This window comes from Bacillus cereus group sp. BfR-BA-01382, assembly GCF_022663475.1.
Taxonomy (GTDB): domain Bacteria; phylum Bacillota; class Bacilli; order Bacillales; family Bacillaceae_G; genus Bacillus_A; species Bacillus_A thuringiensis_S.
In genome coordinates this window covers 1-14,739 of record NZ_JAKUFQ010000016.1, presented here as the reverse complement: position 1 = coordinate 14,739, position 14,739 = coordinate 1, and the positions used below count along the sequence as shown (strand labels likewise).

Here is a 14,739-nt window from a genome sequence, read left to right as displayed (position 1 = left end):
CGTAAGGGGGAAGTGATTTTCAATTTTTAGTTTGAAAAATTCAATAGACAAAGTGGATGAGATTAAAGATGTGAACAAAATTCGAACGGATTTGTGAAGAATTTTTGAATGGGGAAAGTAATGTGAGAAAAGTCACATTGAATATGTAGCTTCTTTTTTATAATGAAGGCAAATAAAAAAATGAAAGCTTACTAAGGATTACAGCAGAAAAGAAGGGATATAGATGCACGAGAACATGAAAGATTCTTTAGAACGGCCACTTCAAGATTTACGTATTTCAGTTATTGATCGTTGTAATTTTAGGTGTACATACTGTATGCCTGCTGAAGTGTTCGGACCTGATTACGCTTTTTTACAGGAAGAGCTTTTATTAACGTTTGATGAAATAGAAAGATTAGCGAGATTATTTATAAGTCTGGGAGTCAATAAAATTAGGCTTACTGGCGGTGAACCGTTATTGCGTAAAGACTTACCGATGTTAATTGCAAGACTTGCAAAGCTAGAAGGCTTAAAAGATATTGGACTCACAACAAACGGTATTCATTTAGCAAAACAAGCAAAGGCGTTAAAAGAAGCGGGATTAAAACGTGTAAATATTAGTTTAGATGCGATAGAGGATTATGTCTTCAAAAAAATTAATGGACGAAATGTAAATACAAAACCTGTACTGAAAGGAATTGAAGCAGCAAAGGCTGCTGGATTAGAAGTAAAGGTAAATATGGTCGTAAAAAAAGGAATGAATGATAGTCAAATTCTTCGTATGGCTCGTTATTTTAAAGAACAAGACATTCAGCTCCGTTTTATAGAGTTTATGGATGTGGGCAGTACAAACGACTGGAACTTTGAACAAGTTATTACGAAGGAACAATTAATAGAGAAGATTAATCGCGTATATCCAGTTGAGCCCGCTCAGCCTCGTTACTTTGGAGAAGTTGCGAAATTGTATCGATATGTAGGGAGCGATGCAGAAGTTGGGTTTATTACTTCAGTATCTGAGTCATTTTGTTCTTCTTGTACGAGAGCTCGTATCTCGGCAGACGGCAAGTTTTTCACGTGTCTATTTGGAACGAAAGGAACGGATTTGCGAACGCTTCTTCGAGGAAATATTTCTGATGCATCACTATTAAAAATTTTACAACATACATGGCGATATAGAACAGATCGATATTCAGATGAAAGAACGGCGGAAAGTACAAATCAACGTCCAAAAGTTGAAATGTCCTACATTGGCGGATAGTGAGAGGAGGATTCCCTATGCAAGAGCGATATGCAAGGCAAATATTGTTTTCTGGAATTGGTGAAATAGGACAAAGAAAAATAAGAGAAAAGCATGTGCTCCTAATTGGTGCAGGTGCATTAGGAGCTGCGAATGCAGAAACACTCGTTAGGATGGGAATTGGGAAATTGACAATCGCTGACCGTGACTACGTGGAATGGAGTAATTTACAGCGGCAACAGTTATACATAGAAGAAGATGCGCAGCAATGCAAACCGAAAGCAATTGCAGCGGCAGAACATGTAAGGAAGATTAATTCTGAAGTAAAAATTGTACCAGTTGTAACGGATGTCACAATGCAAGAAATAGAAGAGTTAACAAAAGAAGTGGATCTCATCATAGATGCGACTGACAATTTCGATACGCGCCTACTTATAAATGACATTTCACAAAAAGAAAATATACCTTGGATATATGGTGGATGCATTGGAAGTTACGGTGTAACGTATACAATTCTTCCTGGGAAAACACCATGTTTTCGCTGTCTAATGGATCATCCTATGGGCGGTGCAACATGCGATACAGCCGAAATCATTCAGCCAGCTGTACAAATGGTCGTTGCTCACCAAGTAACAGAGGCGATGAAAATATTGGTGGATGATTATGAGTCGTTAAGAGGAACGATGTTATCATTTGATATTTGGAACAATCAATATCTTTCATTAAAAGTAAATAGACAGAAAAAAAGTACATGTCCATCTTGTGGGAAATCACGAACGTATCCAAGTCTAGCATTTGAAGCGCAGATGAAAACGGAAGTGCTATGCGGACGGAATACAGTTCAAATCCGTTCAGGAATAAAGAGAGATCTTAATTTAAACGAAATTCAAAAACGATTACAAAAAAGTGTACATGTCCAAAAAACGCCTTACTTACTATCATTTCTAATTGATGAATATCGTTTCGTTTTATTTACAGACGGTAGGGCATTTATTCATGGAACAAATGATGTGAAAATAGCAAAACGATTATACGCAAAATATATAGGATGAACAGAAAGAGCGTTGCCCCTTATTAAAACGAGGTGAAAAAGAATGTTAGAAAAACGTATACCAATTCCGGTGGCAGAAGCAGTGGCACGTGTAATGAAATACGCTCATCAAGGTGAAATAGAAAAGGTTTCTCTTATAGAAAGTTACGGAAGAATTCTTGGAGAAGATGTTATTGCAGATCATGATGTCCCTCACTTTGATCGCTCTCCATACGACGGGTTTGCGATTCGAGCAGAAGATACAAAAGAAGCGAGTAGTAGTAACCCCATTCAGTTTGAAGTGATTGGCGAAATTGGAGCAGGTTTTGTTTTTCCAGAAGAAGTGAAACCATTTCAAACTGTCCGTATTATGACAGGTGCCGCAATTCCAGCCGGATGTAATGCAGTTGTTATGTTAGAGCTAACTGAAGGATTTGAAGAAAGTGAAAAGACTTATATGAAATTGAAACGCTCCTTTATTGCTGGGGATAACATTTCTTTTAAAGGTGAAGATGTAAAACAAAATACCATCCTTGTGAAAAAAGGGACTGTTATTAACCCTGAAGTAGTGGCGCTTCTTTCTACGTTTGGTTATAGTACCGTTTACGTTGTAAAACAGCCGGTTATCGGAATTGTAACGACAGGAAGCGAACTGCTTGAAGTACATGAACAATTAAAGCCAGGGAAGATTCGAAATAGTAACTCCTATATGATAGCTGCTCAAGTTGAACGAGCGGGCGGAGTTGTACAGTATTATGGACAATTCGCTGACGATTTTGAGACGTGTTATAACACTGTGAAAAAAGCGATAAAAGAAGTTGATATTTTAATTACAACTGGTGGCGTTTCGGTAGGAGACTATGACTATTTACCTGCTATTTATGAGGAATTACGAGCTAATGTGCTTTTCAACAAAATAGCGATGCGACCAGGAAGTGTGACAACTGTAGCTGAGCTAGAAGGAAAACTATTATTTGGTCTATCTGGTAATCCTTCAGCTTGTTATGTCGGTTGTGAATTATATGTTCGGCCAGTCATTGGAACATATTTGCATAGAAAAGATTCGCACGTATATCGTACAGAGGCAATATTACAGAAAGACTTTCTGAAAGCAAACCCATTTACTCGTTTTGTACGAGGGAAAGTGGAAATTGTAGATGGAACATTGCAAGCTACACCAGTTGGTTTAGACAAATCTAGTGCAATTTCTTCACTTGCAGGGGCGAATGCATGTATCGTCCTGCCGGGAGGAACGAGAGGATTTAAAGCAGGAATAACTGTCTCGGTACTGTTATTAGAATCAAGCGCCGGAAGTGAGTGGCCGTGGGAAGAACCACTTCGATCATACAAATAATAGAAAAATAGATTGCTAACTTATACAAAGATAAGAGGTGCAAGATGGCACATACGTATTATGAAGTAATTGATACACCTATTTCAATTGAAGAAGTTACAAACAAAGTAATTCGTCGTGAATGTGGCGCAGTTGCGACTTTCATTGGTACTGTTAGAGAATTTACGAAAGGCCGTCGTACGCTATATTTAGAGTATGTAGCATATAAGTCAATGGCGGAGAAACAGCTTAAGAGAATTGGCACCGAAGTAGGAGAGATGTGGCCTGGGACAAATGTCGCCATTACACATCGCATTGGTACATTACAAATTTCTGATCTTGCTGTTGTCGTCGCTGTTTCTACACCACACCGGAAAGCTGCCTATGAGGCGAACGAATATATTATGGAGCGTATAAAACAAATTGTTCCAATATGGAAGAAAGAGTTTTGGAAAGATGGTGAGTCATGGATAGGTGATCAGTTAGAGAAGGTAGCGTATGCAAATGGTGAGCCTGGAAAGGAGATGAGAATATGATTGAAGTACTATTATTTGCACATTTACAAGAAGAAGTAAGTAAGTCAGCATTACACATAGGTTGTGAAAATATTACGGTTGCTGAACTAAAGGAAGTCCTTATTACGAAATACAACGTAGCAATTTCAAGTGAGATAATGGTCGCTATAAATGAAGAGTATGCAAATGAGGATGATATCATTCAAACTGGCGATGTCATAGCAATGATTCCGCCAGTAAGTGGTGGTTGATTCTTTTCAGCCTAATCATGTTAGGACGTGATTAGGCTGGAGGGAATGAATATAACTATGCATACATAGGAGGGAACAGGATGAAAGGTCCTAATTTTCAATTAAGTTTACAAACTTCTAATCTAGTTATCGGTTTTATGGTATGGGTTATTTTATCATCATTAATGCCTTATATTAAAGCGGATATTCCATTAACTGCGGGACAAATTTCTATGGTAACAGCAGTACCGGTTATTTTAGGTTCTGTTCTTCGTATTCCAATTGGCTATTGGACAAATCGTTTCGGAGCAAGAAAATTATTCTTTATTAGTTTTATTCTATTATTATTTCCTGTCTTTTATATTAGTGTTGCCAATTCTATGATGGATTTAATTATTGGTGGATTATTTGTAGGAATTGGTGGAGCTGTATTCTCAGTAGGGGTAACTTCTTTACCAAAATACTTTCCGAAAGAGAGCCACGGTTTTGTAAATGGTATTTACGGTGTCGGTAACGCCGGAACAGCAATCACTTCGTTTTTAGCACCTGTTATCGCAACTTCAGTTGGTTGGAGAACGACAGTACAATGTTATTTAGTTTTACTTGCAGCATTTGCACTTATGAACTTTTTATTAGGTGATCGTAAGGAGAAAAAGGTGAATACACCATTAATGGAACAAATAAAAGGTGTATATAAAAATGAAAAACTTTGGTTTTTATGTATCTTTTACTTTTTAACATTCGGATCATTTGTCGCATTTACAGTATACTTACCAAACTTTTTAGTATCTCACTTCGGATTAGAAAAAGTAGATGCAGGTATGCGGACAGCCGGATTCATTGTACTCGCAACAATTATGCGCCCGATTGGTGGTTGGCTCGGTGATAAGTTTAATCCATTTAAAATATTAATCTTCGTATTTATCGGTTTAACACTTTCAGGTATTATTTTATCATTTATGCCTAGTATGAACGTGTATACATTTGGTTGCCTACTAGTCGCATTTTGTGCAGGGATTGGAAATGGTACAATCTTCAAACTCGTTCCAATGTACTTCTCAGAACAAGCCGGTATTGTAAATGGGCTCGTTTCAGCTTTAGGCGGACTAGGAGGATTCTTCCCGCCACTAATTTTAACATTACTATTCCAATTAACAGGTCATTATGCAATTGGATTTATGGCGTTATCAGAAGTCGCACTTGCTTGTTTAATCATTACAGTATGGATGTATAGCCAAGAGAAATTGTTAGTGATGTTAAAGAATCATTAATAAGGAAAAAGAACCATCCCAAAGTATTTTGGGATGGTTCTTTTAGTAATAGGCTTCAACATGTTTTTATTGCTATCTCAACAAACGCTTGTTTTCTATAAGAATGTGCTTTTAAAATGAAAAACAGAAGGTTGATGGAATTTTATTTTAAAATATAGATGTCAAAAGTTATTTAATTAAAGGGCAGATTAGTTAAGGAAATCTTAAATCTATTCTAAAGATCGAACTCATTTTTAGAATGCAAATATTTAATTGAATCGGGATGTTTAGATGAAAAAAATATAAGTCCACTCAAGATAAACAAGTATCAGGTGTGTTAGGTGACTCAAGCGACAAGTATGGAATTGATGTAAGTATTCTTCGCATAGTAACTGTAGTATCAGATTTTTTTAGGGCAAGATTTTTTGGTAAGGCTAACGGATATTGTGAAAAAAGTACACTTAAACTAAAGAATACAGTTTAGTTCAATAAGATAAAGTTATGAATTTGTATAAATAATCTATAATTTTATTTATGAGTCATATTTGATATGTTAAAGAAAAGAGAGCGTTTAATCCAACTAAAATATATGTAGAATGAGGTTTTAAATGATTATTTTTATTATATTAGACGTAATATTACCAATATTAATATTGCTGCTAATTGGTGCAATTTTACAAAGGAAGTTCCAATTTAACTTAAAGCAGCTATCTACACTTATTACTTATTGCTTGATGCCAGCGGCTGTATTTATGAATATATATGATATTAGTATAGAGACAGGTTTGTTGCTCCAGATAATATACTATTTAATGCTTTATAGTTTGAGTCTGATCATAGTAAGTCATTTCATTTCAAAAACATTAAAGTTAGAAAAAGGAGAAAGTGCAGCTCTAAAAAATAGTATTTCGTTAATGAATTCCGGTAATTATGGATTACCAGTAAGTCAATTGATTTTCAGTCACAATCCAGTGGGGGTTTCCATTCAAATTTTTATTGTGATTTTCCAGAATCTTTTAACTTATTCATATGGGATATATAACTTACTATCAGCAACAAAAACAATCGGAAGTATTATTCAATCATTTCTAAGACTGCCTGTACTTCATGCGCTTGTATTAGGGGTTCTCTTTCAATCTTTTAAAATTCAAATACCTAATTCTATCTTTCTACCTCTTAATCAGCTTGCGAATAGTTTTGTTGCAATAGCAATCATATTGCTAGGAGCGCAATTATCTAACATTAAGCTTAATTTTTTCCATCGAGTCATAACATGGGCTTTAATTGGAAGGTTACTGATAGGACCATTATTAGCACTTGCCATGATCTATCTACTAAACATTGATGGTATTGTTGCACAATCATTATTTATTGCAAGTTCTTTTCCTACTTCAAGAAATACATCAACCATTGCTATGGAGTATCAAATAGAGCCTGAACTACATGCGCAAATCGTTTTATTTTCAACACTTTTCAGCATTGTTACAGTAACTGTCGTTATTTATTTGTCATATATTTTGTTTTGAATATACGTGCAAAAACGAATAGATTTGAGGCGATAAATGATGGACGGAAATCCCATCGATATGAGAAGAAAACAGTCTTAGATATATTGGGTGTCGTTTACAATTGTACCATGTCTGATAATCAAGCAGTTTAATTCAAAAAAAGGAAACGCATTAGGGGTTATTTCGGATGCAAATCTTTAAAGCATCTACATATAGACTTGCGAAAAAAGACACAATTTCGCTTATAATTGACGTTACATGAGCTTAGTTTGATAGCGATGGGGTGGGAGTGTCAAGTAAGAATTTTTTCTTTATTGATTTTATGCGGTTTTTCCGCAAAATTGTAACTAAGGAGGGATTCCAAGTTGAGTAAACAGAATATCAGCACAACAGTTTCAGGAGATATAATTGTTACCCATCTAGTTGGAAATATAAAAACAGATGATGTGTATGAATGGTTTAATGGTTTTGAGCAGGTTTGTCAGCAATTCATTTCTGAAGGGCGGAAATACAAATTGTTGGTGGATAGAAAAGGATACACGCCAAATCATTTTTCTGTTCAAAAAGTATGGAAAGAGAAGTTCTTCAATGAAATCATTTTGAATAACAGTAAGGCAATTGCATTTCTCCTTGAAGAGGGGGAGATAATGGATTATTTACAACAATCTAATACGAAAGAATCTGTGAGATTTTTTGATGATTATGAACAAGCGCTAATTTGGTTGAATGAATATCCAATATAAAACCTGTATTGAAGCAGTTGCTCTCAAGCAACTGCTTTTTTTGTCCGTAATTGTTGCCGCTATTTTTCTTCACAGATTCTTGTCCAATTGTTTGTCTGATCCTAAAAAGCGAAACTAAAGCAAAAGGAACAAACGCCTCTAAAAAACGTTTGTTCAAAGTTAATTACTATTTTAGCTAAGTGATAGATTACATTTTATGAGTACGAGAAAGCTTGTTTATAAGTTTAGGAAATATAGATGTTAGTTCCTGCTTCAAATGCTTCGTAAACGATGGATCTTTACCTGAAGTTGAAATAGTGACAACATATTCATCATGTCGGATGACACCAGGTGTGTGAAACGATGATTTTGTACCATCACTTACGACGTTAACCCACTGGAAATCATGGGCGGCCTGTTTGACCATCATATTTACAGCATGTTGATTTGTAGCTGCATAAATAAGATGAGCATCTTTAATATCATTATTACTAAAAGCTTTTTGCTTCCAAGTAATATAAGGAAGTTCCTTCATTTCCTCGCAAATTTCTGGGCTGATAACGGTGACAAAAGCGCCTGTATCCTTTAATCCGGACGCTTTTCGATATGCGATTTTACCACCACCAACTATAACGACCACTTTTTTATTTAAATTAAACATAAGAGGGTACATGTTATACATATATGCATTCCTCCATTCGTTCTAATAATGTTAACTTCATGTATCTATCAAACTGAAGACAGTTACAAGTTGTAACGTGATCGTATTTTTTTGCATGCAATTTAATTTTTTGAAGTAATAATCCGGTAAAGAGAAGGTACGGCATGACATATACATGGGATGAAGTCGATGTTATAGCCTTGAGCTCAGCAGTAAAAGAGGGAGTTCCTTTCGTTAAAAAGGAGCACGATACTGGCATACTGAGTTTTCGTTCGACGACTGCTCCGATTTGTTGTAATTCATGTAACGGCTGTGGATCACTACTGCCTCTCCCTACGAGTAAAACACTACTACCTTGCATTGGCATAGTTTCACGTATTCTTTTTACTACAAGTTCAACCATATGTGGATGTGTACTAAAAGGTTGTACAACTGAAAATGTTATATGTGGATATTGCTTTTGTATTTTCTCTATCTCAAAAGGAATATCACGTTTATAGTGAGCTGCTGCAAATAATAAAACAGGTACAATCATTATTGCAGTTGCACCCTCTAGTATTGCTTCTGTAACTGCATCCGAAATGGTAGGTGTCGTTAGTTCTAGGAAAGCTATTTTTTGAATCCGTTCGTTACGTTCTTTTATAACAGATTGAATAAAGTGAATGAATTGTTCGTTACCTTTTTGTAAGCGGCTCCCGTGTCCAACATATACAATTCCTTTCATCGTACCACCAAATCTTTCTTCATAATCATGTCTTGTAATTGCTCATCTACATTATGAAAACCGACTTTATTCGCATAGTGTAAAGTTGGAACGTCGGTATACGAGAATGGGAGGGTAAGAATATTGATAAAGCCTAGGCGTTTTATTTCTGCTAGAAACGTATCAATAGAAGCACGACCTTCAAATACAATGCTGTCCCATGAGAATTCAGAAAGCATACGGGAATGAATTTCATCGAAGCGATGATCAATTGTGTACTCATGAGTCATCATATAGGAACCAGCACCAATTTTTTCTTGAATAAAAGCAATTCGGTTAATGTTTCGTCCTAAATAAATCGTTGAATTCGAAGAAAATTGCGCAGGTTTACTTAACAATCCATATTGCATAAGCTTTTCTTGAATAGAAAGGTTCATATACTGAAGCTCTGCCTGTAAGGAGCGAATATCTTTATGATATTTACTACATGATTGCACTAAGATGTCTACACTCTCAGCGGAACAAAATACAAGACGATCAACGTTAAAAATCTTATTAATTTGTTCAGAGGTTAATGTGTATTCTTTCTTTTGGAAAATTGGAATTTGATATATTTCTGCACCGGACTCTTGTAACATTTGCTTTATTGCGCTTTTTTTATTTGTTGCAGATGCAAGTAAAACTTTCTTGCCGTGCAATGGTTTACGTTCTTTCCAAGCAATTTGATTCCGTAAAGTAACAACATCACCAACAATTGTCATAGAAGGGTTAGAAATATTTTCGTCTTTGACGATAGAAACAATGGTGGACAGTGTCCCTGTGACTACACGTTGTTTACCAGTTGTACCCCATTCAATGACGGCTACTGGTGTATCTTTTTTCTTTCCTGCTTGTAGTAAGTTTTCACAAATTGTAGGTAAGTTTTTTATACCCATGTAGTAGGCGATCGTGTCGCTATTATAGGATGAATTATATTTTCCATGATCGGTTAAAGGGCCTTTTGCATGCCCAGTTAATAAAGTGATGCTATTACTGTAGTTACGGTGGGTGAGGGGGATACCTGCATAGCTACTAGCGGCGATGCTAGATGTAATACCTGGTACGATTTCATATGGAACGTTCGCTGCTGCTAAAGTTTCTGCTTCTTCACCAACGCGGCCAAAAATAGATGGATCTCCGCCCTTTAATCGGACAACGATTTTTCCTTCTTGTGCGAATTGAAGGAGGTGGGCGTTAATCATTTCTTGTCGCATAATATGATTCTTTGGCATTTTGCCGCAATACATAAGTTCACATGTTTCTTTTGTATAACTAAGAAAGAAAGGGTTTAATAAACGGTCATATAAAACGATATCTGCACGCTTTAAACAATCTATCGCTTTCTTTGTAATAAGCCCTTCATCACCTGGTCCTGCACCAACTAAATATACATATCCGTTCATAATCGCACCTCTTCTATTTTTATGTAAAAGGAAGCCAGAGGAGGCTTCCTTTCGTAAATTACATGTTTATATAAATGTCACCATCAATAACTTCTACTTCGTATGTTTGGATACAGCCGTCATCAGGTTTTTGCACTTCACCTGTTAGTAATGAAATTTTCCAATCATGCAGTGGACAAAAGACGAATTCTCCAGATACAATTCCTTCTGCTAACGGTCCGTTTTTATGAGGACAACGATTTTCTACAGCTCGAATATCTCCATTTGAAAGGCGGAATAGGGCGATAGACATACCATTCATTTGCACCTCTTTACCGATTTGAATAGGAAGGTCTTCCGCACGCATAACTTTTATTTTTTCTTTCGTTTGTATCATATAGATCACAGCTCCTTATTTCACAGTTTCTACTTCATACATCGCTTTTAATGATTTCGTTTCTAGTGCTTGTCCCCATGCTTCTTTATATGTGCCACGAGCTTTTTGGAAACGTTCATTTAACTTAGTGACCATATTTGCATCTTGCAGTATTTCTTTTATGTGATCGAAGCCTAAACGTTCTGTCCAGTAGGCAGTACGCTCTCCATAAATACCAGTTTCACGATAATATTGCATATAAGCTGTAGCGATGCGAAGGACATCATCTTCAGTAGGGACAATCATTACAAAATCAGCTTCGCGTACTTCCGTACCACCATTTCCGCCAATATAAAGTTGGTATCCATTTTCGACACAAACAACGCCAAAATCTTTCGTCAGTACTTCCGCACAGTTACGCGGACAGCCCGTTACACCCATCTTCATTTTATGAGGTGTATCTACCATTTCTAATGATTGTTCAAGCAACATACCAAGTCCTAATGAATCTTTCGTACCGAAACGGCAGAAGCGAGAACCAACACATGATTTTACATTACGAAGCGATTTTGAATATGCATATCCCGAAGTCATATGTAAGTCAGCCCATACGTTAGGTAAATCTTGCTTCTTAACACCATATAAGCCGATTCGGCTTGCACCTGTAATTTTCACAAGAGGAACATCGTACTTTTTCGCAACTTCAGCAATTTTCATTAAATCATTAGCTGTTGTAACGCCTCCGTACATGCGTGGAATAACAGAGAATGTACCATCGTGCTGGATGTTACCATTCATTCTTTCATTAACGAAACGGGACGATTTATCATCTTCATATTCTTCTGGAATCGCCATACGTAAATAGTAGTTTAAAGCAGGACGACATTTTGAACAGCCTTCTTCATGTATAAAACCAAGAACATTTCGTACTTCTTTTGGAGATTTTAAGCCTTTCTCGTGAATGGCCGCTACGACTTCATCACGGGATAAAGTTGTACATCCACACATACCGGCAGATTGCGCTGAGGCATCAAAAGCATCTCCAAGTGTATGAGATAAAACTTGTTCCACAAGCGGACGGCATTTACCACAAGAACCTGCGGCTTTCGTACAGCCCTTAACTTCTTCAAAAGTCGTTAACTCTTGTTCTAAAATGGCGTGAACGATTGTACCTTTCGTAACACCATTACATCCGCAAATCGTGTCATCCGCACTCATTGTAGCAACGTCAAGTGCACTTTCTTCACCAGCTTTGTGGAGAAGGGAAGCGGCTGTATATTCTTGTATATCCTCTTCTTTCTTTAACATGCTAAAGAGGCGTGTACCGTCAGCTGTGTCACCATATAAAACGATACCGACGACTTTATTGTCACGAATTAATACTTTTTTATAGGAACGTTTACATTCATCAAAGATGGATATTGCTTTCGTTTGGTCATCTTCATAAATTTGGCCAGCAGAGAATAAATCACAACATGCAACTTTTAATTGTGTACCGACGATACTGCCCGTATATCCATCAGTTTGTAAATTCGTTATATGTTTTGCTAATATCGCACCTTGTTCATAAAGAGGAGCAACAAGTCCATATGCGATACCGTCATGTTCTGCACATTCTCCAACTGCATAAATGGATTCATCATTTGTTAGCATATAGTCATTGACTACAATACCGCGATTTACAATTAAACCAGCATCTTTTGCTATTTGCGTATTTGGGCGTATTCCGACAGCCATTACGATTAAATCACAATCTACAACTTCACCATCTTCAAATTGAATGCCCTCAACATGGTCTGTACCAAGAATTTTTACAGTTTTCTTTTCCATTAGAAATTGCATGCCTTGCGCTTCTAAATCTTCGCGTAATAGAGAAGCTGCTTTGGCATCTAGTTGTTGCTCCATTAAGCTTGGCATTAAATGAACGACATATACGTCCATTCCTAAATCAATAAGACCTCTTGCAGCTTCTAAGCCAAGTAATCCACCACCAATGACAACAGCCTTTTTCTTTTCATTAGCGGTATCAATCATAAATTGTGTATCTTCAATAGTTCGAAATCCTGTTACGCCAGGAAGAGTAGAACCTTCAACGGGCAAAATAAAAGCACTAGAACCTGTTGCGATAATTAGTTTGTCATATGTAAGAGTACGATTTTTTTCTGTGATAATTATTTTTTCTTCTCGGTTAATACTTTGAACCCTTTCATCTGTATACAAAGTTATTTCATTTTCCTCATACCAACTATATTCATTCATAATGATATCTTGCATATTTGTTTTGCCTTGTAAAACATGAGAGAGCATAATGCGATTGTAGTTTGGATGTGGTTCATCTCCAAAAATAGTAATCTCATATGAATCACTATCATGTTTTAATATTTCTTCCATACAACGTATGCCAGCCATACCATTTCCGATCATAACTAAACGTTTTTTCATTTTCGTTTCCCCTTTTTATGTGAAGTGTTGAACAAAGGATTATATTTCTATTATAGAAAATTTAAAAAGAGGGAGATGTGATATTTATCACATTTTTACAATGATTCACAAATTGTTAAAATTCGGACTTATTCGAGAGGGATGTGTATATTCTTTACCAAATGAAAAAACAGGACATAAGTATTTACACTCATGTCCTGCACTTAATTTACACTCTCGTAATTGCACGTGGAAATAAAATGTTATTTTCTAAATGAATATGCTCAAATAAATCAGACTCTAGTGCTTCAAGGCGTTGATAAACAAGTCGATAAGTGCCGCAAGCTCCTTCTGGAGGAGTAAAGTCATTCGTCACTTTACGAAGCTCTTTAATAATGTTGCCTGCGTGGTTATGTTCCTTTTCCAACTCATCTACTACTTTACGTAACTTCACATAGTTTTCTTCAGTTGGATTTTGTTCAAATTCTAAAATTAATGGAAAATCTTCTGTTTCTTCTTTAATTAAATGTTGTTCTAGTTCCATCTTTAGTTCATGAAATAGCTTATGAATTTGAGCTAAATGAGACTGACTTGCCCCATGAACACGTAATACTTTTGTCACATACGGACTTAATTGTGGCAACTCTTCATTTAAATAGCGATGATGCTTATTTATAACATAATCAATCAATTCGCGATAAGAAGCATTTTTCCAATCAATTTCAGATTCATTTAATCGTTTCATATTATTATAAAGCGTATTTAACTCTGTAAGCACTTCAGTAGCTGATAAATTTCTTTCATGAATTGCATCAATAAGCGGTTTATTGCCACCACAACAAAAATCTATTCTATATGATTTAAAAAGATCACTAGCTTTCGGGAATTGTGTAACGATCTCACCGACAATAGAAGTTTCAGTAAATGTATGTTTCATATGAACGCCTCCATAAAGTTTGAATGTAATTACTAAATTAAGAATAGCGATAAATGAAAATCAATGTGGTGATTGAAATCACTTATTATGTGTCATTTTTGAGAATAATAGTATGAAATTTATTTAAGAACACATCTAAATAAGAGAAAGGGATATTAAATGTAAGGCATTACAGTAAAAAAAGAAGCTTTTACTAAGCTTCTTTTTTATTACTATTATTCGCATGCAACTCCATCGCCGTCTCTATCTAGTTTACGACTATATCCTGGTTGATCTTTATATAGAGGAGCTTTCCCCGCAGCTCTAACTGCATCACAATTTTTGTAATATGCACTACTAGTATTTCCTGAGGTAGGTTGTGTTTGAGTTTGCTGTGCTTTTTGCTCTTCTTGTTGCTTACGAGCTTGTTCATCAGC

Annotated in this window: 15 protein-coding genes and 1 pseudogene; 9 read left to right on the top strand and 7 right to left on the bottom strand. The window is 36.0% G+C overall.

Going from position 1 to position 14,739, the window contains the following annotated elements:
• The first annotated feature begins 223 nt into the window (after positions 1-223).
• The 9 genes and pseudogenes from moaA (at position 224) to MR160_RS09520 (ending at position 7,825) form a co-directional block, all read left to right on the top strand.
• Complete coding sequence (moaA, locus tag MR160_RS09555; RefSeq protein ID WP_000545009.1) at positions 224-1,237, top strand: GTP 3',8-cyclase MoaA; 1,014 nt, start codon at positions 224-226, stop codon at positions 1,235-1,237.
• A gap of 17 nt (positions 1,238-1,254) precedes the next feature.
• Entirely contained in the window at positions 1,255-2,268 is a 1,014-nt protein-coding gene (locus MR160_RS09550) for a molybdopterin-synthase adenylyltransferase MoeB (RefSeq protein ID WP_242297259.1), read from the top strand.
• A 42-nt stretch (positions 2,269-2,310) separates the two neighbouring features.
• Positions 2,311-3,600, top strand: a complete 1,290-nt coding sequence (locus MR160_RS09545; RefSeq protein WP_098832542.1) for a molybdopterin molybdotransferase MoeA — start codon at positions 2,311-2,313, stop codon at positions 3,598-3,600.
• A 44-nt stretch (positions 3,601-3,644) separates the two neighbouring features.
• Positions 3,645-4,115 carry a molybdenum cofactor biosynthesis protein MoaE gene (locus MR160_RS09540; protein WP_000951544.1) on the top strand — a complete coding sequence of 157 codons (471 nt, stop codon included), beginning with the start codon at positions 3,645-3,647 and terminating at the stop codon, positions 4,113-4,115.
• Entirely contained in the window at positions 4,112-4,345 is a 234-nt protein-coding gene (gene moaD / locus MR160_RS09535) for a molybdopterin converting factor subunit 1 (protein WP_000573687.1), read from the top strand. Before MR160_RS09540 ends, moaD begins: the two co-directional genes overlap by 4 nt.
• 80 nt (positions 4,346-4,425) lie before the next feature.
• Positions 4,426-5,595, top strand: coding sequence for a nitrate transporter NarK (gene narK / locus MR160_RS09530; protein ID WP_000678170.1), 1,170 nt, complete (start codon positions 4,426-4,428; stop codon positions 5,593-5,595).
• A gap of 274 nt (positions 5,596-5,869) precedes the next feature.
• A pseudogene (locus MR160_RS35300) lies at positions 5,870-5,998 on the top strand (PspC domain-containing protein); the annotation flags it as partial.
• Positions 5,999-6,182: 184 nt separating this feature from the next.
• Positions 6,183-7,100, top strand: coding sequence for an AEC family transporter (locus tag MR160_RS09525; RefSeq protein ID WP_000583193.1), 918 nt, complete (start codon positions 6,183-6,185; stop codon positions 7,098-7,100).
• 347 nt (positions 7,101-7,447) lie between these two features.
• A complete protein-coding gene (locus MR160_RS09520; protein WP_000043368.1) occupies positions 7,448-7,825 on the top strand; it encodes a hypothetical protein in 378 nt (125 codons plus the stop codon).
• 187 nt (positions 7,826-8,012) lie between these two features.
• On the opposite strand, the gene MR160_RS09515 is transcribed toward MR160_RS09520, so the two are convergent.
• The 7 genes from MR160_RS09515 to MR160_RS09485 form a co-directional block, all read right to left on the bottom strand.
• Positions 8,013-8,486 (bottom strand): precorrin-2 dehydrogenase, encoded by a 474-nt coding sequence (locus tag MR160_RS09515; RefSeq protein ID WP_000282583.1) that lies wholly within the window; start codon positions 8,484-8,486, stop codon positions 8,013-8,015.
• Positions 8,479-9,189, bottom strand: a complete 711-nt coding sequence (locus MR160_RS09510) for a sirohydrochlorin chelatase (RefSeq protein ID WP_000676489.1) — start codon at positions 9,187-9,189, stop codon at positions 8,479-8,481. The genes MR160_RS09515 and MR160_RS09510 overlap by 8 nt, the downstream gene beginning before the upstream one ends.
• Positions 9,186-10,610, bottom strand: coding sequence for a uroporphyrin-III C-methyltransferase (locus MR160_RS09505; protein WP_242297257.1), 1,425 nt, complete (start codon positions 10,608-10,610; stop codon positions 9,186-9,188). The genes MR160_RS09510 and MR160_RS09505 overlap by 4 nt, the downstream gene beginning before the upstream one ends.
• A gap of 58 nt (positions 10,611-10,668) precedes the next feature.
• A complete protein-coding gene (gene nirD / locus MR160_RS09500; RefSeq protein WP_000616697.1) occupies positions 10,669-10,986 on the bottom strand; it encodes a nitrite reductase small subunit NirD in 318 nt (105 codons plus the stop codon).
• Between the two features lie 15 nt (positions 10,987-11,001).
• Positions 11,002-13,407 carry an NADPH-nitrite reductase large subunit gene (gene nirB, locus MR160_RS09495; protein WP_242297255.1) on the bottom strand — a complete coding sequence of 802 codons (2,406 nt, stop codon included), beginning with the start codon at positions 13,405-13,407 and terminating at the stop codon, positions 11,002-11,004.
• Between the two features lie 208 nt (positions 13,408-13,615).
• A complete protein-coding gene (ric, locus tag MR160_RS09490) occupies positions 13,616-14,323 on the bottom strand; it encodes an iron-sulfur cluster repair di-iron protein (protein ID WP_242297253.1) in 708 nt (235 codons plus the stop codon).
• A gap of 215 nt (positions 14,324-14,538) precedes the next feature.
• A partial coding sequence (locus tag MR160_RS09485) for an excalibur calcium-binding domain-containing protein (protein WP_136997633.1) occupies positions 14,539-14,739 on the bottom strand: 201 nt, incomplete at its 5' end.